We start from the raw sequence: 24,221 nt of genomic DNA, 5'->3' as shown, positions 1-24,221 counted from the left end.
TTTGCTGTTTCATCAATTTCTATACGCAAATACATATCTAATGGAATGCTGCTCTCTATTAATTGTTTTTAATTACTTTCTAATTTAGCGTTTACATAGCTCACTAAGACTCACCTCCATTTTTTGTAACTTACCCTGTTGTTTTCATGACTAACAAGGTAAGAAGACACAGAATGGGGGTTTTTCTTTTGCGAAGAAAAAGGCTTGTGTTTTTCCTTCTTATGACAGCGGTGCTGGTCATTCTGGGTGCGTGCATGAATCAGGTGGATGATAATCAGGCTTCTGATAATCGGAATACCGAAGAGGCTGGGGATAATGGCGGCGGTCTTGTGGACTCCAACGAAGAAGCAGCGAATGCCCCGGCAGATGAGGACGCGGACCAGGAAGCGTTTCCGGAGATCGAGGAAGCGCCGACTGCTGATCAGACGGGACAGATGGTGATTTATAATGGAGAGATTTCCGTCGAAGTGAATGATTTTGACACGATGCAGGCAACTATTCAGGAGCAGGTCGATGCCAGAGGCGGATATGTAGTCGAGTCCAATGTGCAGCAGGCGGGAGAAAACGAAGAGCGTAGCGGCCGCATGGTGGTCCGGATTCCGCAGGAGGATTTCCATCCGTTTTTGCAGGAGCTGGAGTCTGCAAGTGCGACAGTACTAGAACGTTCCACGAGCGGCAATGATGTATCCGAAGAGTACGTCGATCTGGAATCCGAACTTCGTGCCCAGGAAGCGGTGGAGGAGCGGCTGCTGAGCTTTCTGGAAGATGCGGATACGACGGAGGATCTGCTTGCCATTTCTCAGGATTTGGACGAGGTGCAAAGTGAAATCGAACGCGTGACCGGCAGAATGAACTATCTGGAAAATCAAGTTGCCTACTCGACGGTGACGATTCAGATACAGGAACGTGCAGTGCACGTGGACCAGCTACAGGACCAGGAATCGCTGAATACGTTTGAGCGAGCGCAGAGCCTGTTTATGACGACCGTCAACTTCCTGCTTTCGGCTTTCTCTGGCGTGACTGTCTTCCTTATCGGATTATCACCGGTGCTCGTCCCGCTTGCATTGATTGCAGGCGTGATGTACTGGGCTTCCCGTCGCACGAAAAAGAAGAAGCAGGTCAATCAGGAATAAGAATGGAAGCAGCCCCGTTCATTAACCGGACGGGGGTGCTGTTTTCCGGTAAGGGATTTGCTGCATTTATCTGCGCTTCCTTGAGAATTTACCTCATCCGACCACTTCGCAGCAGTAAATTCAAATCAGGAGACACCTGTACGAATCTTCATCCAGCAGCACACGATAAGTGACTGGACCCTTTCATTTTTGAATAGTCCGAGCGCTCATTATTTACGGCCAGCTGTTCTTTTAGTTGCCTGTATTCATCTGCATAGAAGGAGTGTTCATTAAGAAATTCTTTGAACAGAATCAAATGTTTCTATTCAGCATCGTTTGCTTTCAGAAAGTGCAGGTGGTGACTGCCGTTTCCCCATGGACCTTTTCGGAAAAACAATCGTTCCTGCCATACATCTTTAGGAACATGTTCATATCCATTTATTTGTAAACGATTCATCGTAGTCTGGTCTAAATCAGCCAATTCCTGGACGACGGCTAGTATATCAATGATCGGCTTGGCCTTCATGCCGGAGATCGACGTACTCCCAACATGTTTGATGAATAGGGCCTTGTCTCTTAAAACCTTTTTTTGTGCCCTTTTCTCGTTCAAATGAATGAATCCATTCATGTTGATAGGCTGTTAAGCTCACATGAGTCTCCACATTAATCTCCCTTTTTTTAATTTAATCTTTTAATAAAAGGATTAATTTACATAAAACTATAGGTTAGTGCCGTTGTAAATTCCATGATTTTCTATATAATGGGCATCAGGTTGTGCATGTATCAAGTCATCATACACAAGTTGGCAGCGTCTATTAGGTATGTCAGATAAGGGAATCGTACATCTTTTTAGAGACCGATAGTTTCAGGTGTCTGACGATACGCATGTCTAGGTGGATATATTGAAAATATTTAATTATCGATACGGATTTTCCTGAGTACTAAAAAAGCATCACGGACCGATGATGGATGAACACGACTTATTCTCATAAATCAGTGGATCCGGCACTGGAAATGTATCTGAAAATAAATAGATATACTGCGAAGAGGTGATGGGGATGAGTACAGAAGAAAGCAATTCTGTAAGCATTGGTTCATTTTTTAAACGGGCAGCGGTACAGCCGCACAAAATTATGAGCAGTGATATGTATATATCTGCCTGGAAGAATGTCCTGCTGCTACTTTGTTTAGCGGCCACTGTAGTTTTTGCCGCTTATATTCTGTACCTGCCGCTGATGTATGATGGAAGCGCACAAAATCAATATGCCGGCATGGGACTTCTTGTGGTCTATTTAGGCCTCTTTTCCTTTCTGTTTCTCGCTCCCGTCATGGTCGTGCATTTTTATGTATTCAGCGGCATCAATCATAAGTGGGGCCGCAGCTCAAAAATCTTTGCCAAAATGTTCAGTGACTATTCAGCCATCCTAATACCTACATTCATACTGTATGCGGCCGGTCTTTACTTTTACTCATTGATGGATACATTCCAGCCGTATTTGCACCAGTTCGGTATCCTGTTAATGCTTGGTGCCGTGATAATCTATATCACATTATCCGTTTCTCTCGTCCATTACTATGTGGGAAAGCACCATAAAACTGTCACCATCATTTATGCGGTCATTACTTCCCTCGTAATTCCGGCGGGACTGATTTTTTTCGTGGCTAATATTATATAGGACTCTCAAGAGACGTCTTTATGTAATGTTGAGTGATCCAGCAGGCGGTCGGGACCAGGCTTTCGAAAAAGTAATGAATTCTGAATAAGCCGCAGTCAGCTGCTTATGTCTTCAAAATCGCTTTCCGGGAAAATGCTCTCAATATTATATTTGATCCAACTCCCGAAAGAAGCACGCACCAATTAGGCGCGTGCTTCTATTTAAAATTCCTTGGTGTCCAAGTTCTGGATGCTTCAGATACAGGACCAGGAATCGCTGAATACGTTTGAGCGAGCGCAGAGCCTGTTTATGACGACGGTCAACTTCCTGCTTTCGGCTTTCTCCGGAGTGACTGTTTTTCTTATAGGATTATCACCGGTGCTCGTCCCGCTTGCATTGATTGCAGGCGTGATGTACTAGGCTGCTCGTCGCAAGAAAAAGAAGAAGCAGGTTAATCAGAATTAAAAATGGAAGCAGCCCCGTTCATTAACCGGACGGTGCTGCTGTTTTCGGTAAGAGATATACTGCTTTTATCTGCGCTTCCCTGAGAATTTACCTCATCCAACCACTAGGCAGCAGGACAATCAAATTAGGACACACTTATACGAACCTTCATCCAGCAGCACCTGTAAAGCACCTGGATAATGTTTGCGTTATTCAAGAGATTTCAATCTTCACTCAACGAAAATACATATCTAATGGGATGACGCTAAGTGTGAGTAACACCATGCCGACGAAGTAGGGGTTGAGTGCTGCCGGGTAATCGCGTTTTTGGGTTTTAATATCGTCTACAGTGGACATGGAGTGAACCGCGCTGCCTGCCATCATGGCACCGTTACCTCCTCCGATGCAGATTAACGCCATGATGGAGCCGCCGACAAACATGATATTTTGCCAGGCAAAGTCCGTCATGTACCATACGCCAGTTAATATCAAGGCGCCAACCGCCATCGTGGAAACCATTCGAATCAAGTAGCCGAGCATGTCCATCACCTCAGTTTCAGTCGTTTTGTTTGTTTGTTTGTATGATTGTTTATCTCTATTTCTATACGCATCAATCACAAAGTAAGTTCCCATTTTTTCACTAATTATCCAGCTAGAGTGAAAGTTGTAAATGGAAAAGAAACGAACGCTGTAGGCAGGTGAGGGGATTAGTCGACGGCTTTTCCATTCATTATAACTGCGTATCTTTTAAGTCCAAGCTCCTTCAGCTTGGACTAGTAGGGCCTATCAAAAAATCAGCCTCCCGAATCTCTCGGAAGACTGGTGGTTTTCGTTATGCTTTATTGCGGTAGTCCAGGTTCTGTTTGTTAAGCGTTTCGTCTTTCCCGAAGAGGAAGTGCTTCTCCATGTCCGGGGAATACTTGGAGTTAATCGCTTCCTGGCCTGCGGCTTCTGCCACTTCACGAAGCATCGCAGGTGAAGCACCGCAGCACAGGCCGATATAGTTGATGCCGAGATCCTTGGCTTCCTTCGCCCAGGCCGCAATTTCGTAGCGGTTGTGGTAAAGCGGATCGAGCGACGTCGGAAAGGTGGTTTCCGTCGGCAGGTGGCAGCTGCAGCCGCCGTCCGGCAGGTTGAAAAACGTCGGGTGCTCCTCGGTCGTGCGGTACGGCACCGGCAGACCGGCAACATATCCGTCAACCTCGCTGCGGATCTTCTCGAGATACGGCTGCATCGTATTTGGTCCGCGGAAGCAGTTCATACCTACGACGAGCGCACCTTTTTCGGAAAGCATGCGGCACGATTCCTCAACCGTGTACCCGTCACGCAGGATGTTTTCTCCCATGAGACCCATCGTAATCACGGCCGGAAGACCCTGCTTTTGAATTTCCTCGAGCGCGACGACGGCTTCTCCGTGGTAGTAAAACGTTTCGCCGTTCACATAGTCGACGCCTTCTTCTTTGCACCAGCCGATCATTTCGGCGAACATGCTCCGCACTTTATCAACGGATTCCTGATCATTCGGGTCAAAGATGTTCGTGTTGGAAATGTTTCCGGCAACGAGCGCCTCTTCTGTCGGATGCTCCTTGGCGACTTCTTTTGCAAGGCGGATCGCCTGCCGATTGAGAGGTTCCAGCACATCCTCCTTGCCGATAATCCGCATTTTCTCCCGGTGGGCGTTGTACGTAAACGCGAGAACGACGTCTGATCCGGCGTTCATAAAGTCGCGGTACGTCTGCTTCAGTGCCTCTGGATTCTCCAGTGCGACCTCCGGCACGAATGAGCCGGCCTGCAGATAACCTCTTCGCTCCAGTTCAAATAAATATCCTTCTCCGGCTACGACGGTTCCGTCCTGCAGCCGCTGTTCCAAGCTTCGCTTCGCCATGTGCATTCCCTCATTTCTATATTCATTCCATGATCGTAATGATCTCCATATACCTGATCGTGCAAATGGGATATCCCGCACTTTACAACGCACTTATCGGATTGTCAAGAAAGGTGACAGAATATTCGTTGTGTTGTAATGTCCTATCCTAAAGAAAACTGGTGCCTAAACATGGAGGCTGCTTTGGCTGCTTTTTTTGGTGAAGCACTTGCGAATAACCAGACGATGAAAAAGACGAGTCCGATCGCGCCCCGATAGAAGGAAATAACGATTGGATTTTTACCCGGTCCATTAAAATGTTCCCGATTCCACCGCTCAAACCCCAGCCAACTGCTGCGATCATAATAAACAACACACCTGCAAAACGCATGCAACCCTCCCCCAATCGTTCTCTTGCTCGATGGCCCACCTGAAGAAGCGGCAGGATGCAGCCTTAGGATGAATTCCTTTTTATACGAATAACTAATCTGCTTTCTAGCAGGAAGAATGTGATAGTGAAAGAAAAACCGACATATCAAAGATTCAATTCTGTAAATCAATCGCAGGAGTACTTTAGACTGGATAATGACGAAATTTCGTGCATCAGCAGAATTGAAGACGCGATTCTTTTAATAAACTGATTGACCGGTCGGACGGTTAATTATATACTGAGCGTAACGATGAAGGAGGGCTTTGATGCGCGACGATTTACGTATGGTAAAAGGAAGTGAAACGAAGAGGCGTATTCTGGATACTGCGATGGCGATTGTGGCAACTGAGGGACTGCAGGGGGTGAGTGCCAAGAAAGTGGCCGACGCATCCGGGATTAGTAAAAGCAGCGTGTTTCACCACTTTCGCTCCGTTGATGAACTGCTGCAGGAGCTGCTTCTCATGATTACGAGAAACCTGTCGGAAGAGGTGGCGCAGGTGCATGAAAGTGCGGAAGAGTACCTGTACGCATTAGGGGCAGAAATCTTTCGATCGTCCACCGAGGAAGCACTTGCCTATACGACGCTGCTCCACTATGTGAACGCGGCTCTGTACACACCTGAATACCGCGACGTGCTGCTTCAATCCAACGAAGAGATGATAGACGCTGTGGCCAGACAGCTTCGCTTCTTCAGCCAGCAGCCGGAGCGGCAGCTGAATCAGGTTGCAGAAATGATTGTCGTGACGCTTGACGGCTACGGCATTCATTATTTGCTCGAACCGGATCGGAAGGATTGGCAGGAAATCTGGTCGCTGCACGTGAAGGGCTGGCTTCAGCTGCTGTAAACGGTTCGGATAAAAAAAGACCGTTTGATCGGTCGGATAGAGGTGCCACGTGATAAGGATCCCGGCTTTTTTTCATGAGATTCTCGGCGAGGTTCAGTCTAAAACGGCACTGCTCGTGATCATGCTGTTTACGGGTACAATCGTGCTCTTGGCAGGCGTTTTTGGCTATGTAACATGGAGCCAGCTGGCCTTCGTGAAACAGCTCGTGCTTTTCGTGCTCCTTATCGATATTGCCGGTGGTGTCGTGGCGAATGTCACACCGGGAACCGACCGCTTTTACGGAGGCTCGGCCAGACGCCGCTGGGTGTTTATTGCGATTCACGTGCAGCCAATCATCCTCGCCTGGGCACTTGAACTGCCGCTTATGATCGGCATTGGCCTCTGGGCGTTTACGACAGCCTGCGCTGTGCTGTTGAACGTAATGCGCGAGCAGCAGGAACAGCCGCTTGTGGCGTTTGCACTCGCAGGCATTGGCTTTATGCTGATTGCGTTCAGCGGAATCGCTCCGTTAGCAGCGGGGATTTTTCTGCTGTACGTGTGCAAAGTGCTGATCAGTTTTTCCATTTCATTTACGAAGGAGGCAGCTTATGAAACACGAGCCAGTCGTTCAGTTATTAGCTCAAGCATTTCGAGAGGATCCCTTTTTTAAGCTGATGTTTAAGGACGAGGAATGGGACACAAAGGCGACCGCGATGATTGCGTTTTTGATCAAAAGAAACGAGCTGCTGGACGGTGTGCTGCTGACAGATGATGAGGCGGTTCCTAGCTTTGCTGCTATTGTGGAAAAGCCGGCACCTTTAAGGCGGATTTCAGTAATGAATCGCCTCAGGCTGCTTGTTGAAATGATGAAGCTGGGCGTTCGTTTACCTGGGCGAATCCTGCCGATTGCACAGCAGTATGAGCGCATTCAAAAGCAGCACCTGCCAACTGAACCTCATTACTACATCACGATGATCGGCGTCGCCGCATCGCTCAGAGGCAAGGGAGTCGGAAAGCGTGTGCTGCAGGCGGTGGACGAATTAGCAGCATCCGGCCCATATCCTATTGCGCTCGATACGGAGAACGAACAGAACGTGGAAATCTACAGACGGCTTGGCTTTACGTTGACCGGCTCTGGGAAGCTCGGCGATGTGACGATGTACTGCATGACGAAGCCGCCAGAGAAGATGAGAAATGAACGTAACGGCATCAGGCGGGGAAACAAATAAACGCTCTTAGGCGTATCGAATAATACGAAGGAGGACTGAACGTGGATACTCATACTTTTTCCATCCTTATTCAGGCGGATAAGAGAGATATCTGGAACGTCTTGTGGGAGGATACGTCGTTTCGGGATTGGGCGAACTTGATTGATGAGGGCACATATATGAAGGGAAGGCTCGAAGAAAACGGGGAGGTCGAATTCATTTCCGCTGTCAACGGCTACGGGGTGACAAGCCTCGTCGAAGAGCTGCGCCCGCATGAGTATGTGCGTTTTCATCATCAGGCAGACACGCAGGATAGCGGCTCAGGCGTGAGGGAGGAGGAATGGACCGGAAAAACGGAAAGCTATCTCCTGAAAGAAGATGAGGGGGGAGTGACGCTTTGTCTCACACTAACGATCCCCGCAAATCAGCTTCCTCTCTTTTCCGAAAGGGTTCCGAAGGCGCTCGCCCGAATTAAAGAACTAGCAGAAGCGTTACCGTTGTCACGGATTCGAATCAACATAAAAGAAAAATGCAGCGCTGATGCATCAAGCATCTTGGCACAGGCTACAGGATAAGGACCGGTCCTGCAGCCATTTTTGTATTTTTGTTCTAGAGACCGTCCTTGTTCATGCTGGTAATCGTAGCGAACATATATGAATGGAAGATGAACAACTAAACGCTTCTTGAATAATCAAGAAGCGTTCAGAAGCAGTTACTGTTGGTGAACCGTGTTTTCCTTTCGAAGGGCCAGCATATTTTTAATGAGGCCGTATATTCCCAGAAGTATCATTACAATGTGTCCAATGCCGAACGGCAGCCTTAGGACAAAGGAAAAAAACAATAGTGTCGCAAGCACGATCAAGGCAATCCATAGTATGTTTTTCACGTATAGGTGTATGAGAAACCCCTCCTTAACTAATAGAGATACAACACAGGTCTTGTAATACCATCATGTATGCTGCAGTGTTACTTCGCAACTTCATTCACGTTCCCTCTTTGCAAAATGGCATGTAATAAGCAAATTTTATCATATAATACGTGCTAGAATAAGAGAATCAAAAGATGACAAATTGTTATGTAGGAGGCACTCTTTGTAAAAAAACAGGCTGTGATTCACCACTATGAGGAAACGATACAATTTGTACGCAGTCTTGAACCGATGTCTGAGCAATACTGGCGTACGCCAATTGCGGCTGGTAAATGGACGATAGCAGAAATTGTTGCTCATTTTATTCCGTGGGATGCGTTTGTCCAATCAAAGCGGCTCCCGTATTTTCATAGCTCTGAGCCATTACCCCCTGGTCCACAAGCGGCGCAAGTAAATCATGAGGCGGATGATTGGGCCAGGATCACCCCTGTTTCGTCTATTGTGAACGAGTTTGTTGAAGGAAGAGACAAGCTGATTGCGAGTATCGACTCCATTTCAGAAGCGGACTGGCAAACGCCTTTTCAAATAGGCGAAACAAACTTGACGATTGCCCGTTATTTCGAAAACTTAGCAGCACATGACCGCCATCATATGGTACAAATTACTGACTTGCTCGACTCTCTGGATGAGACTACAAGCGATTCTTCCATATGATCAGCTTTTGGCGGGGGATAGGTTGAAAGCTAAGGTCACTCATAGTCTTTAGAAACGTAGTGATAAGGTCTTTATGGAACGCATGCTAAATGCTTGAAACGGTCTCCTGGTTGGAGGTCGTTTTTTCTGTCCAGGTGTACCAACCAATCGAATTAATGAGATGCCCTGTGTCTGGTGATGTATTATTTTATTATACAACCAATATACATTACATAAACAAGAGAAACTGCCGATAAAAAGGTCATAGCCAATTTCAGCACGTTCATCAGGAGGAGAGACATGAATTTATTCGCTTTTACGAAACGATCGCAGCAAGCTGTATTTGAACCAGGTCTGGCCTATGAGAAAGGCAGCTCGTTTCAGCTGTCGGAAAAGGTGCTGGAGCAGCGGCTTTTTTACATGAACGTCACGACCGAAAAGCTTGCCGTGCTGCAGGAAGTGAAGCCGCACGTGCTAAGCATAAAAGATGAATTTCTGGATACAGTGCTCGATCACGTGTACAGCATCGAGCCGCTGCGCCAGATTGCGGAAACCCATTCCACCAGGCAAAAGCTCAAGGACGTATTCGCTATGTATCTAGCAACGTTGTTTGAAGGTTCGATTGATGACAAATACGTGCAGCTACGGAAGCGGGTCGGCTCCACGCACAAAGGAGTGGAGCTTCCGGTCGCCTGGTTTCTCGCCACGTATCAGGCGTTCAACAGCCTGCTTATCCCAAAGCTCGTGCAGCTGTTCGTGCATGATCCGCAAAAGCTTTCTGACGTGCTCGTTTCTGTTACTGACGTGATGAACTTTGACGCGCAGCTCGTTGTGGAAACGTATTTAAACAGCAAGATGGAGGAAATTACACTGCTTCACGAGGAGCAGCAGGATCTGCAGCAGGAGCTTAGCGGACTCAGTCAGGACCTTGCCGCGATGGTCGATCAAAACGAAGCCTCACTAAGGGCAACGGCCACACGTGCGGAAAAAATGGGGGCAGATACGCTGTCGACGATGGACCGGAATAAGAGCGTGCTTCAGCTTGCGGGAACGAGCGAGGAGCACATCGAAAAAATGACGGTTTCCTTCGCTGTTTTACAGATGACGCAGGGCGCGAGCCGGATCGAGGAAATGAAGCGCATCTCCTCGAGTATTTCAGACATGACCAGGCAAATTGAAAGCATTGCCGAACAGACGAACCTGCTGGCGCTGAACGCCTCCATCGAAGCTGCCCGGGCAGGGGAGGCAGGGAAAGGTTTTGCGGTTGTTGCAGATGAAGTCCGCAAGCTCGCTGAAAACTCAAAATCGATTACGTCCTCGATCATGGCACTTGCGTCAGAGAGCAGTGCGAATACCGATCAGCTTGTTGCCTCACTGGAGACGATGGGCCAGGCAACCGTTGCATCAGACGAGAGTATGACAAATGCCCGTTCGAGCTTTTCGAGCGTAAAGCTCGAGATGGAAAGCTACAGCAGCATGTTCCAGACGAATAAAGATGAAATGGACTTAATCGTGCAGTCCGTCAGGGAACTCGCCGACTCCACAACGAACCTCTCACACATGTCGAATCAGCTCCTCCAAAAAGGGCAGAAGGTTTCGATACTGTAACGAAAAAAACGTCGCAATCAGCGGCGTTTTTTCAGTCTAGCAGGAATCTTTTTTATCCTTGCTGTTTAAAGGAGTACCCTTCTTCCGCAAGTAGTTTTTTCATCGTCGGAATCGACGCCGGCCCCACCCCGTGTAAGTCTAGAATCTCTTTTTCAGAATAAGCAGCGAGCGTCTCCAGTGAGGTAATGTTTTCATGCAGGAGGGCGCTTCTTGCCGGACCGCTCAGTTTCATGAGAAAAGCCTGTTTGTCATTGGCATTTGTCACGTTAATCACCACCTTTTGATTCTGCCACTAGCTTTACTCGTTGGGTAAACGCTTTGACAGTTTTATCACTCGCAAACAAAAGCATCCATCTCAATATCGGGTTTGTAGGCCGATTCGTCACCGTATACCGGAAAATAGTAGACGAGGCTGTATGCCGAATCAATGTGTAATCGGCTGTAATATCAAACATATTCGCAAGAGTAAAGCTGACGCGAAGCTGCTTTTGACCCGGCAGATCACAGTACGCAATTGTTTCAACCTCATACGTTTCCGTTCGTCTGCCTTCCCGATACGTCTGCCGGTAAACGCTTCCGACTTTTTCATCTGTGATCGTGACCGGCTCATTTGCTTCGACCTGCGGCATTATTTTTTGCGTATGAGCAAGCGTGCCGTCAAATAACGTCCATACCTGCTCAATCGGAGCGAGGATGTGTACCGTACTCGACCATTGCGTCAATACATTCATCTCCTTCTCAGTAAGCTGCTGGTATTCTTTAGTATAGCTTACATGAGGAATGGAATGAATTGTTTCCAGTCTCCAGAAAAAACTTGCCCTATTCGGTGAGAGAAAAGCAAAAATGTAATGGAAGGGTGCGCGTCGCGAAAAATCGGGTATAAGGAGGTAAGGAGGGAAGATGCATGTTTTATTACGGTATGAAAGAGCTGTCGCTCATGCTGCTGTACTGGTCGAATCCGCGTAAGAGCGTGGCCAAAATCGAAGCGCAGGACAGCTGGGGCTATCCGTTTCTAGACGAAAATCGAAAGCCGACTGAGGAAGAGTTAATCCGACGCAGACATCAATCCAGTCCCATTGCTCACTCAAAGAATGACATCAAGAGAGCCGAGGCATTGTACGATAAATACTTGCGCATGAGTAAACGACCGTAAAACGGAACGGAGTCTGAGGAAGGCTCCGTTCCGTTTTAGTTTGAGTTCATACACCGGCAGCTAGAGCATTACAAGACATGGAATTGCATCCACTCGTGAAATAGAAGATAATGTAAATAATGAATCGTAAACCAGCCTCATATTCGGCATTTTCGAAGGTTATTGGAGCATACGGCTTACTTTTTTATTCAGAAAGCAATCTGAAGAAATCATTATCATAACGCAGACGATCTTGTAGATACTTCAATCAACATTCAAGAGAGTAATACGCGCCCAACTTCTTTAGAATCTTTAACTGAGACGAGGGGATCCTATGACTAATTACGTGCAGGAATTAAGGCAATTTGTTGGGAGTAAACCGCTTATTGTAACTGGAGCAACGGTGATCGTTTTAAATGACAATCATGAACTTCTCTTCCAGCACCGTTCAGATACGAAGGAATGGGGTTTTCCCGGCGGTGCTATGGAACCTGGCGAGAGCCTTGAGCAAACAGCAGCTCGAGAATTATTGGAGGAAACAGGACTGACTGCTGGGTCATTAGAACAAATAGGTGTTTTATCGGGAGCGGAGCTATATTTTACGTATCCAAATGGGGATGAGGTATATAATGTGATCAGTCTTTATCTCGCTCAAGGAGTACAAGGAGAGGAGACACCAGATCAACTGGAAAGCATAGAGCTCGCGTATTTCTCACTTCAACGGCTGCCTTCAATAATCGACAAGCGAGCAGAGATGATTATACGGGATTATGGGAAAACCATTAAGGAGCGATTCGGTAAATAAACAGGAGGCGACGGGTATGCAGCAATTGTTCAGCTACAACTGGCAGGTGCGGGAAGAGTGGTTCGCGTGGTGTGAAGAACTGTCTTCTGATGATTTTTTTCTCCTCCGTAACGGTGGTCAGCGAAGCTTTTACCGGACCTTTCTGCATCTGCTCGACGTAGAAAAGAGCTGGGTGCTGGCAATCGAAGGGAAGCCGGACGAACCGATTACCGCTGACGACGCTTCCACATTAGCCGAGCTGAAGGATCTTTCCGCACGTCAGCAAAAAGAACTAAACCGCTTTTTTACAGGCATCACGAACGAAACGTTAACCCAGATCGTTTCGCCTGCTTGGACGCAGCATTCCTATTCGGTTAACGTGATTCTTCAGCACCTTATCGCGCATGAGATTCACCATGTCGGTCAGCTGTCCGTCTGGGCGAGAGAATTGAATCGGCAGCCTGTGTCAGCTGATTTGATTGATCGAAAGCTGCCTGACCACTCCAGGTTTTAACGATCGTGCAACAGGCTAAGAGGAAAGATACTATAAGATATAGGAGGAAGCCGGATGTCAGGTGAACGAACGTATAATGTAAAGGCGATAATCGGATTTTGCTTCTCGCTGATCGCGTTGTTTATCCCGATCTTTGGTGTGCCGATCGGCATTGGAGGCATCACCCTGACCAGAATCGCGATAGCTGAAATCGATCAGTCCCATCAACAGGGAATCGGGCTTGCAAAAACAGGCTTTTTCCTCGGTGTTGCTGCCGTGATTGTACATACGGGCCTGCTCATTGCCGGCCTCATGTCGATATGGACACTTTAATTCACGATTACGTCATAGGGAAGTATTGCAAGAGTTAGTTATAAAACCGGCGGAATTTCTAATGCTAGATCTGATTTTTAGAGGATGGAGTATGGATAAGTAACTGGTTGATATGAATAGAGGCAGAAGCAACTACTTCAGAGTGAAATGACGTAATATACGTCCATCAGCGGAGGTCAACCAAGATTATCTGTGGCTCTTTTAGAAGAGAATATTCGATATCGATAATTCTTGGAAGAAAGGTGATACATCATTATGCTAGTTTTTTGGAATCCAATTCGAGATCACAAAATGAGTATCTCCTTTACTCATCGTGATGGCGAATATGATGCTATGCAATTGCACTCTGTAGAACGACCAGGGAACCTCCGTATTATTTTAGAAGATAATCATTTTTCTTACCTTTTTGAATACGAAGAGTCTCAACTATTTCCCTTTGATGAAGTTTATGCGGTTGTTCGAACTCCTGAACACATGCGAACTGGCCTGATGGAGGGTTATTTTGAAATCCTTGAGGAAGAAGGGATAACAGATAAATTCTGGCCCTTTTTTAAGGTGAAACATTCTTTATTGTTGACTTGGACTAGAAATGCCGTGGATATACACATGCCAAAAGAGAAAAAGCCAAATCATCATGTGTACATTACAGTAGATGAAGTCATTGAAGTAATTGCAGATAGAGACCCAAAAGTGACAATTCAAAAAATCGATAAATAAATAGTATCTTCAATTAGTTAAAACTGTCGGCTATTTTCAACTGGAGGTGCTTCATTTGGCAGGTGCTGCTTATAATGTGAAAGCGATCATCGGATTTATCGCTTCCTTACTTGCCGTATTCGTTCCGGTGTTTGGAATTGTTCTCGCTATTATCGGAATCGTGCTTTGCAGAATCGCACAAAAAGAAATCGTTCTCTCTGCGGAAGAAGGCGCCGCTCTCGCTAAGGCAGGCTCTATATTAGGCATTATCGCACTCGTGCTGCAGCTGTTTTTTCTTATCGTAGGTGTAGCAGCCTTTTTAGCAGTGTAAGCCGCACGAATCAGTCATGTCCGATGAAAATGTTGTGGTCATGCAGTGGAGAAATAGGTGACGATGACCTGCATCGCATAAGCAAACGGAGTCTGTTGAACAGGCTCCTTTTTTTGACGCGCTTTTATTTGGATAGCGTATAACTGGTCAGCTCGTATTTTAACGTAAACCCCAAAGAACGGACTAAATGATTAGCTGGTTTGTTATCAGAAGCGGTGCAGAGTTCAATTGTACGTATATCAGGATGGTGAAAGTGATGGGTCAAAGCCGAGCGGAGGAGGCGTTCCCCATAGCCGCACTGCCGGTAATCATGGTGGACGGCAATATATTCAATGGTTCCTTCACCATGCATCGGATTGGTTTCAGTGTACACATAACCTGTAACCGAATCATTATAGTCGCTTACGACAAATAGTGAATTGTTTTGGTTCATGCGCTTCAAAATAGTTTCACCATCAAAATAAGTTTGAGGAAAGGTTTGATCATGTAGCGCGACAAAGCTTTCGTGCAAATGGTCGGTGATTGGCTGAACGTTTATTAAGGAAGAAGAAGGCTTCGGCTGTTCCGTTCGCCTGAGTAAATAAACGTGTTGAATGCTGTCTGGCAAACCGTGATTAGATTCGATAAATGTTTTAGCAAAATAGTTCTTAATATTGATGAAGAATGAAAAACACGTAATCGTACTAAACTCTCCCAGCAAACGATCCCATAGAAGCTGAGCCATATTTAAGTCGTGATCCATACAAAACGGTCCCCATACATCTGCTTCTGAAAAGTCCTCGTCTATATCAAAACCTAGGGCGGCCACGATTACCCCATCTTGATAAGCTGCATAAAATGATTCAAGTGCAGGAGAATTGGAGAATTCATCCTGTAATGCATCGGTTATTTCGAACCTGTCTTCACCACAATAGCCGATATGAGATAAATCCGAGCTATTTTGAGTGGAGAGAAACGCAGCTAATTCAGTTAATGAGGTCGGCTTTTTTATAGTTAATGTCACGGAGTACCACTCCTTTTAAATGAAATGTCGCTTTCTAAATTCTACCATTTAATCGTTTGTCGTCCAAAGTTATGAGGTTGTTTTAATAATACAAGACTGCTAACTAAACAAAACTATCTCTAATCTGTTTCCTTGTGCGATTTGAACAATGTTTACAACTGGTTCGCATGCTGAAATACGATGAACTTTCACAAACTGAAACGAATCCTTCCGCTGATACGTAGCTCTATAAAGAGCAATGATTACAAGTGAAAGACAGGTGAGACGAATGTTTCTGCTAATACTCATTGGCGTTCTCTGTCTGATCCATGCAGGTGGAGCGGTTTTTGCTTCACGTCGGACGAACACCATCTATGTCTCCGTCGTTGTTTTATTGCTCGCTGTTTATCTCACCGACAGGCTTATTATACCTCTGCTCCCGGAATGGCTGCTATGGTTTCTCACGATCGGCGTATGGATGCCGGTGTTTCATCGGGCCTATCAAAAGTCGAAAGGGAATTTATGATATAATTAGCTAATAATACCAGTTAAAGGAGGGTGATCCAATGAGCAAAAATCGCGCTCTGGCACTAGGATTGATGGCTTTATCCGGGCCGATTTTATTAACTGGCGGGCTTCATAACCAGCTGCTTCCATACTTGTATCCACTGGGTGCCCTTCTTTTTTGTGCAGGTGGAAGCTGGTTATTCCTGCAGGAGTGGAGGAAAGAAACATGAAGGGTAGCAGGTGCCGCTGCTGCAGGGTGACATTCAGCTACAGCCAGCTTATTTAATTACAGTTTAGCAGACGCTGTCCTGCTTGCCGGAGAAAGCTCTTTTTAACGAGAGAGAGTCAGTTTAAATGCAGCATCCCGCCCGTATTGATGCTCTGTATTCCAGCATTCCTTATGCTTGTTGTTTCTCCGGTTTCCATAATGTTCTACCTATTAACAGGAACAGCGATGACCGTGCTGATGTTTGCGGTACAGCCGTGGATGCTAGAATTTACGGATAAAGAAGAAGCGTTATTTTAGAGAGGATGAGTCTTATGCCCGCAATAAAAGCAATTCTATTTGATTTGGACGATACGCTGCTGAGCCGAAAAGAGGCGCTGCACCGATTCTTTTTATTGGTGGTGGAAAAAGGATATGAAGAGCCGAAAGAGGAGGAGGCGATGTGGCAGGCGTTTCAGGAGGAAGATGCAAAATGGCACGGTCACGCAGATAAAACAGACGTGCTGCGTATCTTTTTTGAGCGCTATCCGCCGGGTGATTTTTTTAACGATCAGGAGTATCAGCAGTTCTGGAATGATTATTTCCCGTCCTGCTACGCCGTGACTGATGAAGTGGTGGATATGCTCGATACGTTGAAGCAGCAGGTGCACACAGGTATTGTGACAAACGGCGTAACGACACGCCAGCAGGCAAAGCTGTCTGTTTCCAAGCTGGAGCGCCTCGTGGATGAAGTCGTCATTTCCGAAGAAGCTGGCGTGGAAAAGCCGGATGCACGTATTTTTCAGCATGCCCTTTCCCGGTTAAATGTGCAGCCGCACGAAGCTGTTTTTGTCGGCGATGATCTGAAAAAAGACATTGCCGGAAGTCAAAGCGCCGGAATGCGTGCAATATGGTACAACCCTGAACGACTCAACAACGATACGGCGATTAATCCGGATAATGAAGTGCAGACCTGGAACGAGCTGTTAACGTTGATGAATAAGGAAGCATGAACCTATCGATCCTGGTTGCATTTTTTGTGAGTGTTCTCGTTTGGCCAGTCGTCCGCTCTTTTCTGTTGACGAATCCTCCTGCAGACAGAGTCCGTCTTGCAGTGGAAAGCGTGTTAATCGGGTTTGTCTGCGCATTCTTAACGGCAGTTGTAAGTTAAAAAGGGGGAAATATGATGGACGTCTTACTGGCAGGATTGTTTATCGTTGGCACGATCATTTGGCTGGCACTGGAGTTTGCGACAGATAAGGACATGCGGGAACGGGGCAAGTTCGGCAAGCATTTTAAAACGAGCTTGAAGGTCGTGGTGCCTTTTTTCGTCATTGGCAGCGGAATTTATCTGGGCGTGCGGTGGCTGATTGGGTAATGACTGATGGCAAGGAGTGATACATAATGAGAAAATCCGGCTATTTATGCCCTGTTTCTTATCATCGTTGGGGGTACTGTAGCGGTGATCGAAACTCTGTCGTTACATTACAGCTCGCCTGAACGAGTAGTCGATGCGTATGTAGAAGAGGAAAGCGAGCCTTATGAGAGAGGGCGCGTGTTCACGTTTGATGACCACGCTTTGACGGTGTTAATAGATGAGTGGCTACCGTTATGAGAATGAAGAACAGCTGGTTCGGCTGGAGTCAACAATTGACCCTTCGCTCAGGAGAATGAGAGAGTCGAATTGGAACGAAGTCTGCAGGCAGTGATGGGCCATTTTTTCTTTTCGGGGACTTGCCGCAGGGAGCATCTACAACCGCCACGATCAATGCTTCCAATATTGAAGCAGAAGAAATAAAGATTGACCACAGCAGCGAATTTTGGTTCATGGAAGCGACCAGGGAAGAGGATGAAGACGTTGCGGTTCATTTTATGGACAGCAGCGGAGAAGAGATCGAAGTTACCGAGCAGCAGATTCGATTTGAATGAGCGGCTTCGAGATGAACCCGGTGAACAAACGATCCTAGTGTTGAAAGGAGCATGCAATGAAGCGTTTTGGAGCAATTCTGATCGTCAGTCTTATAGTGTGCTACTTAGCTACCTTTTTCTTCGCAGGTGTTATCATGGAGAGCTTTTGGGGAAATGTTACGATTTTTGCCGTCCTCATAGCTATCACAGCTACTATCTTCGTCAATCAGCAGGTGCGGTTGGAAGAGCTTGAAGAGAAGGTTGCGACGGTAACCAATCACTTCGATAGAAGAGACGAATAAAGGCCCGGATCAATCATTCAATCGTTTGATCCGGGTCTTCCTCTTTCTTATTGATTTTGTAATACCCATACACATAGTCCGCAATCGCCGCTAACGCAAAAAAGATGGCCAGAATGAGTGGTATTATGCCAATTTCGGTTAGCGCTGTGCCAAATAATCCATACCTTCCGTCCTAGCCTCTGCTTCCGCTTAAATAGACAGGTAAATAAAGAGCAGATGAGAGCCAGGCCACACTGAACATAAGAGCACTAATGAGTAAAAGAATAAGACTGTTCCATCTTACCGGCATTGCTTCCAGATCCTTTTTGACATCTACATTTACTATAGCATAGCGATCACGATTAATGGAAAATTATACTAATAACTATGGTATAGTATTCTAAAAGGAGAAAATGCCATGCAAAAGCGCCGATTCTTTACACCCTTCGGATTGATTTCAGCATTTTTCGTCGTCATGTTTATGAACGGTATCATGGGTGATCGAACGATCGAGGCATCAACAGAACGGTTTATTCAGGAGGAGTTGACATTTGAGGTTGTCGATACAGAAATGATTGCAATCGATGATCAAGGATATGCTGTCATACTCGGCACCAAGGAGTTTGCGCTGTTGGAGCTGCAAAACTCGTATGCAGGCTGGAAATGGACCGGATACGGTATACAGGATGAAATGGGAGAAACGTATACAACGAGCGTCGATCATACGACTGGGGAAGTGTTTTTAAGTGGAGCGCTTCCTGAGCATCAGTTCGGTCATGTCGAAAAAGTCCTCGTTGCCGGGGGCGAGGCGGAGGTCGTTCCTCTCTCAAACGGGTATACAATCTGGCTACAAACGCTGCAAGACCAAGAAGCAACAAGCTGGGAAATTGAATACGTGGATGATAAAGGTGTTGTAATAGAAAGCTTTCTCCAATACTAGCGAAGGTGCATTGATGGAAAAGGAGTGCTCATTTATGACAACAACAACCGTCAATTGGGGAGGATCTGCGGTGCAGTTAACGTGAAGGGTTATTGTTACCTTCTTTAATTAATGGATAAGCCCGTCAGACTAGCTGAGGGGCTATTAAGTATGGGAAGCTTTTATATATGCAGGAAGTAAGATCGGAACTACTGAAAATTAGGATGGTTTGTCGGTGATCCAGCATACAGGTTCGCGGTCAGCAAGCACCTCAACAAAACCATCTTCAGTCGCAATGATATGGTGCTTCAATGTTTCGTTATGAACCTGGGGAACCTCCTGGAGCGCCCAACTAAGCAGAAATGAGCGTGTCGCCTTACAGAAAGGAGATATCTCAGAGTGCTGATGTATGGCGCTGATCAGCTCGAAACGATGTTCTTCCCTTGTTTCCAAAATCGCAAACACTTCTGTATAAGGAAGACCTTCTTCCGCAACGTAATGAAAATGGTAATAAAATCGATTGTCTTCAAAAATAAGATAAAGCCCGTGTTCTTCATCACGCTTTACCAGGCTCAGCGCTTCAAATCCTGGCTCAGGAATCGTTGAAAATTGAAACTCATGATTAGAAAACAGGGGCCAAGGCTCAAGCTTATAATAGTACATTTGTGTCCCTCCTTAAATTATGGCGAGCGAAGTGCGAAGCATGTAAATGAAAATAGCGCCGCTTCCAATAAACAGTACAACGCTGGAGGTTTTCCCGCTTGTTGTCCATTCTTTAACTCCCATTAGCAAGAAAAAGAGTGTGAGTGGAATACCTAAAGAAAGGGCTGTGAACAAGGAAGGTTCCATATTTGCGGCAGCAAAGCCAAAGAAAAGTACAGCGATTGCCGCTATAAAAATTAGTTTTTGCAGCATAAGTGACACCTCTCGAAACAGGATATGGTTATAGTTTACCATTTTAAGAAGGAGTGAAAGAATTCTTTTAGAAAGACATGTATGGACATAGTAAATTGCGTCACTTCGCCTATTTCCAATTAATGTTATAATGAATGGTAATAAATAGTAATCAATGGTAATGAATGGGAGGTTATTGCATGTCAAACCCGCTTTACGATCAAATCGGCCGCAGCTATGACACGACGAGGCGCGCCGATCCGCGTATAACAAAACGAATCAGGGAGCTGCTGGACGTTCGCAACAGTGCTCATGTAATGGACGCCGCATGCGGGACGGGTAACTATACGCAGGCGCTAGCGAGTGCGGGCTTACAGATGACGGGCGTTGACGTATCGGGAACGATGCTCGATCAGGCAAAGCATAAATTTTCGGAGCTGACGTGGGAACAAGCGGATCTGATCAGCATGCCATTTCGTTCAGCACAGTTCGATGGTGCGGTCTGCGTCCTGTCGATTCATCACCTGCCAGATTTGAAGGCCGCATTTCGTGACGTGCACCTTGTCATAAAAGAAGGCCGGTTCGTTATCTTTACGTCATCACCGGAGCAAATGCGGAACTACTGGTTACATGCTTACTTCCCAGAGATGATGGAACGCTCAGCCGAGCAGATGCCGGCTGTGGAAAAAGTGAAAAATGCGCTTGTGGAAGCAGGCTTTGCTGACGTAAAGCAGGAGCCTTATTTTATTGAAAGTGATCTCGAAGACTTCTTTTTATACAGCGGCAAACATGAGCCAGCAATGTACCTCGATCCAACAGTGAGAAGCGGTATCTCAAGCTTTGCTTCTCTCGCGTCTGAAGCAGAAGTGAGAAGCGGCGTGGAAAAACTCCAGGGCGATATAGCCTCCGGTGAGATCGAAAACGTGATGAAACGATACGCGTCTGAAGCTGGCGACTATGTCTACATAACGGCCGTTACATGATCGTTCAGCGTGCTGAAAAAGCAGATGCAGCGGCTGTGACAGCCTTGCTGAACAGGGTAACGAAGCGACTGCTTGATATAAATATGATGCAGTGGGACTACCCGTGGGATGAAGCAGCAGTAATCGCGCAAATCGACAGAGGAGAACGCTATATCCTTATTTCCGGAGATCACGTGATCGGCACCTTTGCCATGAAGCAAATCAATGAACCGATGACGTTTCCAGTGGCTCCAGGAAGCTGCTACCTTTTTGAGCTTGCTGTCGAACCGGTTTATCAGGGTCAAAAGATTGGCCAAAAGCTGCTGGAAGAAGCGAAGCTCATAACTGCCGGCACGCTGTATCTGGACTGCTGGGCAGGGAATGAAAAGCTGCGTGACTATTACACAAAAGCTGGTTGGAAAGAGGCAGGCGTCTATCCGGTAAATGACTACGAGATTTGTGTGTTTCTAACGGAAGGAGGGAAAGGCGATTGAACGTTGTTGAAACGCTCCTAATGCTGAAGGGAAAACAGCTGCGTGGCTTACGCTCGCAGCAAACGGTCATGTATCCGTCCGGCGATTTTTTAGAATTGAACACGATGCCAACGCTGCTCCACTGGCAAGAGGGAGATGAAGGAGAGCAAGGCTTCATTCGCCTGGACTGTACAGAAAATGAGAACTACAACGACGTTTTTACAGTACAAAACCAGGTACATCCTTACCCGCTGTCATTTGATATAGAGGACGGATTGTACATAAACGTATCCGGCTCTGTACTCGCGTTTGATGAGATGATTGAAGACGTCAAGCTGTTTACGCTTGATCATGTACCGGACTCGGTTTCTGGAGTTGCGCTGTACACCGCAAAAGGTGTCTTGTTTATCGCGGCAGCTATGTTTTTCATGGAATGTACGTTTGCAGAAGAGCTTGTCGCAAGAGATACAGGTCTGAAAGAAGTAGCGTTTTAAGAAGTTAGTAAGGGTAGGGGAATAGCAGCAGGATTTTTTTGGCGCTTTGAGCATCAGCACTCATCGCCGCGCAGGAATAAGACCTAAAAAGGAGGCGGTAGCATCTTTTTACCTTCAGGCAATCATAGCGAAGGCGAAAAGCTGATACATAAATGGATCGGCCGTAAGGCGTTTAAAGATCGTCATCCGGCTTTTAATGCCGTCGATATGTTGATCGGGATCGTCTACGCAGGATTTCCAGCCTTTCATTATTTGAACCCGAACGTCTTCCAAGCCCCGGTAGCTATGTGGACATTGATATTATCGAGCTTTTTTGCCGCAAGAATCATTGAAGCTGTCCAGGATGAAAACAACCTGCAGCGAAACGTCTTCACTGGCTTTTTTGCGCTCGTGCTTGTCGGTGCACTCTGCTTTTGGATCATTGGGCTCTAGTGAATAAAACGATAGAAAACGCTCCGGACAACAAGGTCCGGAGCGTTTTTCAAAGTGTCGATAAAGTGTTTTTAAGTGAATAATCTTACACCTGCTTTTGTCTGTGCACACTCGCTTTACTGAGGGAAAAGCCTCGGCTTTCGCCTCGTTCTGATCCTCCTGGAGTCGAGGTTTTTTCGATGTCTACAGCTGGCAGTTCGGTTCAAATGCCTGGATCTGATTGGCACGAGCTTATAAGATTCAGATGGAGCGTATCGTTATGTGACGTTTCGAAGTTGAATAGGCAGCCCAGTACGTCATGAAATTCACCATTAGAGCAAAAAAGCAGTCGCGTCTGCCTGTCGCGACGTTGTTTTCCAACAAGCAGAGCCGTTTCCTCAATGTGTCCGGCGGGGACGCCTGTGGAATAAGCGCAGTCTAAAGATCCTTTCTCAGGGGTCACCCTGAGAAATAGCTGAAGACAAGCGCACGGCAAGCTTCCGCCGGTAAGCAGAGAGGAAATACAATCAAACGAATAGACATGTAAATTGAAAGACTTTTTCAATATCCTGGAAAACGCTCCGGACGTCTAGGTCCGGAGCGCTTTTTGTCTTATGCTTGTTTCACACTTAAAATCGTAACGGTGATGAGAATGACGCCCATGCCGACTGCCTGAATCAGCGTGAGCACGTCGCCGAGCAGGAGCAGACCGAAAAGCGTTGCGGTAACCGGCTCGACCATCGCAACCATCGATGCGGTAGAAGGTGCCGTTTTGCGGATTCCGTATAAATAAAAGATAAACGATACACCTGCTCCGACCGTACCAAGCAGGATAAACCAGCCGATATCAGCGGATGTCCAGACGGCTAAAAGCTGTCCTGGGTCTGCCAGAAGAAACAGCGCAATACAAAACGCAGAGAAGGCGACCGCGAGAATTGTTTCCGGATTACCAAGCTTGGAAGCACGCTTAAATCCGAAAATGAATAACGTATAGGCCAGTCCCGCCCCTAAACCGGTAATCACGCCCAGCGCGCTCACCGCCACATCGTCCGGATTATAGGCGCCGGTTAGCAGTACAATCCCCGCAACCACGCTCGCCACACAGCTCCATTTAAAGATCGTCGATTTTTCAATTCTAAGCACGAAGGAAATGAGCAGCACAAACACCGGCGCCGTGTACATGAGCGTCGCGGCAACCGGCACGCTGGACGCCTCGATGCTCGTATAGTAGAGCGTAAAGTTACCGGCTACACCAAGTCCGGCAAGCACCGCCCATAAGTAAAAACGGCCGGATCGTTCGCTCTTGGAAGACGAACTGATGACAAGCCATATGAGAAAGAAGACGAGTCCGATCGCGCCCCGGTAAAACGAAATCACGATCGGATCCCAGCCGCGCTCCATTAAAATATCACCAATTCCGCCGCTGAGACCCCAGCCGATAGCGGCAAGTATCACGAAAAGAATGCCTAAACCTCTCATTCTTTCACCTCTCTGCTTGTAACATCGTTCTTACGGGTCACGATCGACCCGGACTGGTAAAGGATACCTTTTTACCGTGCAAAATAAACAAAAATAACAAAATCGTTTTCGGTCATTGGATGACAATCTATTCTGGCGACGGAATAAGGGTGCGCTGTTTCATATGTACAATTTAATAACATCCAACGATAAATTCTCTTATGTCCGAAATTACGTTCAACAAATCACAAA

At 46.6% G+C, this 24,221-nt stretch carries 36 protein-coding genes; 27 read left to right on the top strand and 9 right to left on the bottom strand.

Features of this window, described 5'->3' with window-relative positions:
* Positions 1–188: 188 nt before the first annotated feature.
* Positions 189–1,133 carry a DUF4349 domain-containing protein gene (locus ACSZLD_RS05580; RefSeq protein WP_444684522.1) on the top strand — a complete coding sequence of 315 codons (945 nt, stop codon included), beginning with the start codon at positions 189–191 and terminating at the stop codon, positions 1,131–1,133.
* 301 nt (positions 1,134–1,434) lie between these two features.
* On the opposite strand, the gene ACSZLD_RS05575 is transcribed toward ACSZLD_RS05580, so the two are convergent.
* A complete protein-coding gene (locus ACSZLD_RS05575) occupies positions 1,435–1,740 on the bottom strand; it encodes a GrpB family protein (RefSeq protein WP_444684521.1) in 306 nt (101 codons plus the stop codon).
* Between the two features lie 430 nt (positions 1,741–2,170).
* On the opposite strand from ACSZLD_RS05575, the gene ACSZLD_RS05570 reads away from it, so the two are divergent.
* The gene (locus tag ACSZLD_RS05570) at positions 2,171–2,788 is read left to right on the top strand and encodes a hypothetical protein (RefSeq protein ID WP_444684520.1); all 618 of its coding nucleotides are present in this window, start codon (positions 2,171–2,173) and stop codon (positions 2,786–2,788) included.
* 228 nt (positions 2,789–3,016) lie between these two features.
* The gene (locus ACSZLD_RS05565; RefSeq protein WP_444684519.1) at positions 3,017–3,187 is read left to right on the top strand and encodes a hypothetical protein; all 171 of its coding nucleotides are present in this window, start codon (positions 3,017–3,019) and stop codon (positions 3,185–3,187) included.
* A 258-nt stretch (positions 3,188–3,445) separates the two neighbouring features.
* Here ACSZLD_RS05565 and ACSZLD_RS05560 read toward each other — a convergent pair whose 3' ends face one another.
* Complete coding sequence (locus ACSZLD_RS05560; RefSeq protein WP_444684518.1) at positions 3,446–3,829, bottom strand: hypothetical protein; 384 nt, start codon at positions 3,827–3,829, stop codon at positions 3,446–3,448.
* Positions 3,830–4,043: 214 nt separating this feature from the next.
* A complete protein-coding gene (locus ACSZLD_RS05555; protein ID WP_444684517.1) occupies positions 4,044–5,096 on the bottom strand; it encodes a homocysteine S-methyltransferase family protein in 1,053 nt (350 codons plus the stop codon).
* A 675-nt stretch (positions 5,097–5,771) separates the two neighbouring features.
* Between ACSZLD_RS05555 and ACSZLD_RS05550 the strand changes: the two genes are divergently transcribed.
* The 6 genes from ACSZLD_RS05550 (at position 5,772) to ACSZLD_RS05525 (ending at position 10,706) form a co-directional block, all read left to right on the top strand.
* Positions 5,772–6,350: a TetR/AcrR family transcriptional regulator gene (locus ACSZLD_RS05550; protein WP_444684516.1), complete on the top strand. Its 579-nt coding sequence runs from the start codon at positions 5,772–5,774 to the stop codon at positions 6,348–6,350.
* A gap of 49 nt (positions 6,351–6,399) precedes the next feature.
* Positions 6,400–6,999 (top strand): hypothetical protein, encoded by a 600-nt coding sequence (locus tag ACSZLD_RS05545; RefSeq protein ID WP_444684515.1) that lies wholly within the window; start codon positions 6,400–6,402, stop codon positions 6,997–6,999.
* Positions 6,938–7,558, top strand: coding sequence for a GNAT family N-acetyltransferase (locus ACSZLD_RS05540; RefSeq protein WP_444684514.1), 621 nt, complete (start codon positions 6,938–6,940; stop codon positions 7,556–7,558). Before ACSZLD_RS05545 ends, ACSZLD_RS05540 begins: the two co-directional genes overlap by 62 nt.
* A 41-nt stretch (positions 7,559–7,599) precedes the next feature.
* Positions 7,600–8,112, top strand: coding sequence for a hypothetical protein (locus tag ACSZLD_RS05535; RefSeq protein ID WP_444684513.1), 513 nt, complete (start codon positions 7,600–7,602; stop codon positions 8,110–8,112).
* A 533-nt stretch (positions 8,113–8,645) separates the two neighbouring features.
* Complete coding sequence (locus tag ACSZLD_RS05530) at positions 8,646–9,119, top strand: DinB family protein (protein WP_444684512.1); 474 nt, start codon at positions 8,646–8,648, stop codon at positions 9,117–9,119.
* Positions 9,120–9,398: 279 nt separating this feature from the next.
* Positions 9,399–10,706 carry a methyl-accepting chemotaxis protein gene (locus ACSZLD_RS05525; RefSeq protein WP_444684511.1) on the top strand — a complete coding sequence of 436 codons (1,308 nt, stop codon included), beginning with the start codon at positions 9,399–9,401 and terminating at the stop codon, positions 10,704–10,706.
* A 52-nt stretch (positions 10,707–10,758) separates the two neighbouring features.
* On the opposite strand, the gene ACSZLD_RS05520 is transcribed toward ACSZLD_RS05525, so the two are convergent.
* Positions 10,759–10,971 (bottom strand): helix-hairpin-helix domain-containing protein, encoded by a 213-nt coding sequence (locus ACSZLD_RS05520; protein WP_444684510.1) that lies wholly within the window; start codon positions 10,969–10,971, stop codon positions 10,759–10,761.
* Position 10,972: 1 nt separating this feature from the next.
* Positions 10,973–11,428, bottom strand: a complete 456-nt coding sequence (locus tag ACSZLD_RS05515; RefSeq protein WP_444684509.1) for an SRPBCC family protein — start codon at positions 11,426–11,428, stop codon at positions 10,973–10,975.
* A gap of 182 nt (positions 11,429–11,610) precedes the next feature.
* Between ACSZLD_RS05515 and ACSZLD_RS05510 the strand changes: the two genes are divergently transcribed.
* The 6 genes from ACSZLD_RS05510 (at position 11,611) to ACSZLD_RS05485 (ending at position 14,475) form a co-directional block, all read left to right on the top strand.
* A complete protein-coding gene (locus ACSZLD_RS05510) occupies positions 11,611–11,859 on the top strand; it encodes a hypothetical protein (RefSeq protein WP_444684508.1) in 249 nt (82 codons plus the stop codon).
* Between the two features lie 313 nt (positions 11,860–12,172).
* Positions 12,173–12,643, top strand: a complete 471-nt coding sequence (locus ACSZLD_RS05505; protein ID WP_444684507.1) for an NUDIX hydrolase — start codon at positions 12,173–12,175, stop codon at positions 12,641–12,643.
* A gap of 16 nt (positions 12,644–12,659) precedes the next feature.
* The gene (locus ACSZLD_RS05500; RefSeq protein ID WP_444684506.1) at positions 12,660–13,136 is read left to right on the top strand and encodes a DinB family protein; all 477 of its coding nucleotides are present in this window, start codon (positions 12,660–12,662) and stop codon (positions 13,134–13,136) included.
* A 54-nt stretch (positions 13,137–13,190) separates the two neighbouring features.
* A complete protein-coding gene (locus ACSZLD_RS05495) occupies positions 13,191–13,448 on the top strand; it encodes a hypothetical protein (protein ID WP_444684505.1) in 258 nt (85 codons plus the stop codon).
* 255 nt (positions 13,449–13,703) lie between these two features.
* Positions 13,704–14,165 carry a hypothetical protein gene (locus tag ACSZLD_RS05490; RefSeq protein WP_444684504.1) on the top strand — a complete coding sequence of 154 codons (462 nt, stop codon included), beginning with the start codon at positions 13,704–13,706 and terminating at the stop codon, positions 14,163–14,165.
* Between the two features lie 55 nt (positions 14,166–14,220).
* Entirely contained in the window at positions 14,221–14,475 is a 255-nt protein-coding gene (locus ACSZLD_RS05485; RefSeq protein ID WP_444684503.1) for a DUF4190 domain-containing protein, read from the top strand.
* Between the two features lie 124 nt (positions 14,476–14,599).
* Here the strand turns inward: ACSZLD_RS05485 and ACSZLD_RS05480 are convergent, their stop codons facing one another.
* Positions 14,600–15,478: a GNAT family N-acetyltransferase gene (locus ACSZLD_RS05480; protein WP_444684502.1), complete on the bottom strand. Its 879-nt coding sequence runs from the start codon at positions 15,476–15,478 to the stop codon at positions 14,600–14,602.
* Positions 15,479–15,746: 268 nt separating this feature from the next.
* Between ACSZLD_RS05480 and ACSZLD_RS05475 the strand changes: the two genes are divergently transcribed.
* The 8 genes from ACSZLD_RS05475 (at position 15,747) to ACSZLD_RS05440 (ending at position 19,298) form a co-directional block, all read left to right on the top strand.
* Entirely contained in the window at positions 15,747–15,983 is a 237-nt protein-coding gene (locus ACSZLD_RS05475; RefSeq protein ID WP_444684501.1) for a hypothetical protein, read from the top strand.
* Between the two features lie 40 nt (positions 15,984–16,023).
* Positions 16,024–16,194, top strand: a complete 171-nt coding sequence (locus ACSZLD_RS05470; RefSeq protein ID WP_444684500.1) for a hypothetical protein — start codon at positions 16,024–16,026, stop codon at positions 16,192–16,194.
* 310 nt (positions 16,195–16,504) lie between these two features.
* Positions 16,505–17,182 carry an HAD family hydrolase gene (locus ACSZLD_RS05465; protein WP_444684499.1) on the top strand — a complete coding sequence of 226 codons (678 nt, stop codon included), beginning with the start codon at positions 16,505–16,507 and terminating at the stop codon, positions 17,180–17,182.
* A gap of 173 nt (positions 17,183–17,355) precedes the next feature.
* Positions 17,356–17,547: a hypothetical protein gene (locus ACSZLD_RS05460; protein ID WP_444684498.1), complete on the top strand. Its 192-nt coding sequence runs from the start codon at positions 17,356–17,358 to the stop codon at positions 17,545–17,547.
* Between the two features lie 84 nt (positions 17,548–17,631).
* Positions 17,632–17,784: a hypothetical protein gene (locus ACSZLD_RS05455; protein WP_444684497.1), complete on the top strand. Its 153-nt coding sequence runs from the start codon at positions 17,632–17,634 to the stop codon at positions 17,782–17,784.
* A 119-nt stretch (positions 17,785–17,903) separates the two neighbouring features.
* Positions 17,904–18,098: a hypothetical protein gene (locus ACSZLD_RS05450; RefSeq protein ID WP_444684496.1), complete on the top strand. Its 195-nt coding sequence runs from the start codon at positions 17,904–17,906 to the stop codon at positions 18,096–18,098.
* A gap of 56 nt (positions 18,099–18,154) precedes the next feature.
* Positions 18,155–18,379, top strand: a complete 225-nt coding sequence (locus ACSZLD_RS05445; protein WP_444684495.1) for a hypothetical protein — start codon at positions 18,155–18,157, stop codon at positions 18,377–18,379.
* Positions 18,380–18,776: 397 nt separating this feature from the next.
* The gene (locus ACSZLD_RS05440) at positions 18,777–19,298 is read left to right on the top strand and encodes a hypothetical protein (protein ID WP_444684494.1); all 522 of its coding nucleotides are present in this window, start codon (positions 18,777–18,779) and stop codon (positions 19,296–19,298) included.
* 198 nt (positions 19,299–19,496) lie between these two features.
* Here ACSZLD_RS05440 and ACSZLD_RS05435 read toward each other — a convergent pair whose 3' ends face one another.
* Together ACSZLD_RS05435 and ACSZLD_RS05430 are read right to left on the bottom strand one after the other, a co-directional pair.
* Positions 19,497–19,940: a hypothetical protein gene (locus ACSZLD_RS05435; protein ID WP_444684493.1), complete on the bottom strand. Its 444-nt coding sequence runs from the start codon at positions 19,938–19,940 to the stop codon at positions 19,497–19,499.
* 12 nt (positions 19,941–19,952) lie between these two features.
* Positions 19,953–20,192, bottom strand: coding sequence for a hypothetical protein (locus ACSZLD_RS05430; protein ID WP_444684492.1), 240 nt, complete (start codon positions 20,190–20,192; stop codon positions 19,953–19,955).
* A gap of 179 nt (positions 20,193–20,371) precedes the next feature.
* Between ACSZLD_RS05430 and ACSZLD_RS05425 the strand changes: the two genes are divergently transcribed.
* The 4 genes from ACSZLD_RS05425 (at position 20,372) to ACSZLD_RS05410 (ending at position 22,532) form a co-directional block, all read left to right on the top strand.
* Positions 20,372–21,154, top strand: a complete 783-nt coding sequence (locus ACSZLD_RS05425; protein ID WP_444684491.1) for a class I SAM-dependent methyltransferase — start codon at positions 20,372–20,374, stop codon at positions 21,152–21,154.
* The gene (locus ACSZLD_RS05420; RefSeq protein ID WP_444684490.1) at positions 21,151–21,627 is read left to right on the top strand and encodes a GNAT family N-acetyltransferase; all 477 of its coding nucleotides are present in this window, start codon (positions 21,151–21,153) and stop codon (positions 21,625–21,627) included. Before ACSZLD_RS05425 ends, ACSZLD_RS05420 begins: the two co-directional genes overlap by 4 nt.
* Positions 21,624–22,100, top strand: a complete 477-nt coding sequence (locus tag ACSZLD_RS05415) for a hypothetical protein (RefSeq protein ID WP_444684489.1) — start codon at positions 21,624–21,626, stop codon at positions 22,098–22,100. The genes ACSZLD_RS05420 and ACSZLD_RS05415 overlap by 4 nt, the downstream gene beginning before the upstream one ends.
* Positions 22,101–22,307: 207 nt before the next feature.
* Positions 22,308–22,532, top strand: a complete 225-nt coding sequence (locus ACSZLD_RS05410; protein ID WP_444684488.1) for a hypothetical protein — start codon at positions 22,308–22,310, stop codon at positions 22,530–22,532.
* 591 nt (positions 22,533–23,123) lie between these two features.
* Here the strand turns inward: ACSZLD_RS05410 and ACSZLD_RS05405 are convergent.
* Positions 23,124–23,990, bottom strand: a complete 867-nt coding sequence (locus ACSZLD_RS05405) for a DMT family transporter (protein WP_444684487.1) — start codon at positions 23,988–23,990, stop codon at positions 23,124–23,126.
* Between the last annotated feature and the right edge of the window lie 231 nt (positions 23,991–24,221).

Source organism: Alkalicoccus luteus (assembly GCF_052061695.1).
In the GTDB taxonomy this organism is placed as follows: domain Bacteria; phylum Bacillota; class Bacilli; order Bacillales; family Salisediminibacteriaceae; genus Alkalicoccus; species Alkalicoccus luteus.
The sequence above is the reverse complement of the archived record's forward strand: the minus strand, read 5'-3'. Positions and strand labels throughout refer to the sequence as shown.

Coding starts and splice junctions, on each gene's coding strand:
- ACSZLD_RS05575 (WP_444684521.1), bottom strand. CDS start 1,740: ATGAATGGATTCATTCATTTGAACGAGAAAAGGGCACAAAAAAAGGTT.
- ACSZLD_RS05570 (WP_444684520.1), top strand. CDS start 2,171: ATGAGTACAGAAGAAAGCAATTCTGTAAGCATTGGTTCATTTTTTAAA.
- ACSZLD_RS05565 (WP_444684519.1), top strand. CDS start 3,017: ATGCTTCAGATACAGGACCAGGAATCGCTGAATACGTTTGAGCGAGCG.
- ACSZLD_RS05555 (WP_444684517.1), bottom strand. CDS start 5,096: ATGGCGAAGCGAAGCTTGGAACAGCGGCTGCAGGACGGAACCGTCGTA.
- ACSZLD_RS05550 (WP_444684516.1), top strand. CDS start 5,772: ATGCGCGACGATTTACGTATGGTAAAAGGAAGTGAAACGAAGAGGCGT.
- ACSZLD_RS05540 (WP_444684514.1), top strand. CDS start 6,938: ATGAAACACGAGCCAGTCGTTCAGTTATTAGCTCAAGCATTTCGAGAG.
- ACSZLD_RS05525 (WP_444684511.1), top strand. CDS start 9,399: ATGAATTTATTCGCTTTTACGAAACGATCGCAGCAAGCTGTATTTGAA.
- ACSZLD_RS05510 (WP_444684508.1), top strand. CDS start 11,611: ATGTTTTATTACGGTATGAAAGAGCTGTCGCTCATGCTGCTGTACTGG.
- ACSZLD_RS05505 (WP_444684507.1), top strand. CDS start 12,173: ATGACTAATTACGTGCAGGAATTAAGGCAATTTGTTGGGAGTAAACCG.
- ACSZLD_RS05500 (WP_444684506.1), top strand. CDS start 12,660: ATGCAGCAATTGTTCAGCTACAACTGGCAGGTGCGGGAAGAGTGGTTC.
- ACSZLD_RS05495 (WP_444684505.1), top strand. CDS start 13,191: ATGTCAGGTGAACGAACGTATAATGTAAAGGCGATAATCGGATTTTGC.
- ACSZLD_RS05490 (WP_444684504.1), top strand. CDS start 13,704: ATGCTAGTTTTTTGGAATCCAATTCGAGATCACAAAATGAGTATCTCC.
- ACSZLD_RS05475 (WP_444684501.1), top strand. CDS start 15,747: ATGTTTCTGCTAATACTCATTGGCGTTCTCTGTCTGATCCATGCAGGT.
- ACSZLD_RS05470 (WP_444684500.1), top strand. CDS start 16,024: ATGAGCAAAAATCGCGCTCTGGCACTAGGATTGATGGCTTTATCCGGG.
- ACSZLD_RS05465 (WP_444684499.1), top strand. CDS start 16,505: ATGCCCGCAATAAAAGCAATTCTATTTGATTTGGACGATACGCTGCTG.
- ACSZLD_RS05460 (WP_444684498.1), top strand. CDS start 17,356: ATGGACGTCTTACTGGCAGGATTGTTTATCGTTGGCACGATCATTTGG.
- ACSZLD_RS05445 (WP_444684495.1), top strand. CDS start 18,155: ATGAAGCGTTTTGGAGCAATTCTGATCGTCAGTCTTATAGTGTGCTAC.
- ACSZLD_RS05440 (WP_444684494.1), top strand. CDS start 18,777: ATGCAAAAGCGCCGATTCTTTACACCCTTCGGATTGATTTCAGCATTT.
- ACSZLD_RS05435 (WP_444684493.1), bottom strand. CDS start 19,940: ATGTACTATTATAAGCTTGAGCCTTGGCCCCTGTTTTCTAATCATGAG.
- ACSZLD_RS05430 (WP_444684492.1), bottom strand. CDS start 20,192: ATGCTGCAAAAACTAATTTTTATAGCGGCAATCGCTGTACTTTTCTTT.
- ACSZLD_RS05425 (WP_444684491.1), top strand. CDS start 20,372: ATGTCAAACCCGCTTTACGATCAAATCGGCCGCAGCTATGACACGACG.
- ACSZLD_RS05420 (WP_444684490.1), top strand. CDS start 21,151: ATGATCGTTCAGCGTGCTGAAAAAGCAGATGCAGCGGCTGTGACAGCC.
- ACSZLD_RS05410 (WP_444684488.1), top strand. CDS start 22,308: ATGTTGATCGGGATCGTCTACGCAGGATTTCCAGCCTTTCATTATTTG.
- ACSZLD_RS05405 (WP_444684487.1), bottom strand. CDS start 23,990: ATGAGAGGTTTAGGCATTCTTTTCGTGATACTTGCCGCTATCGGCTGG.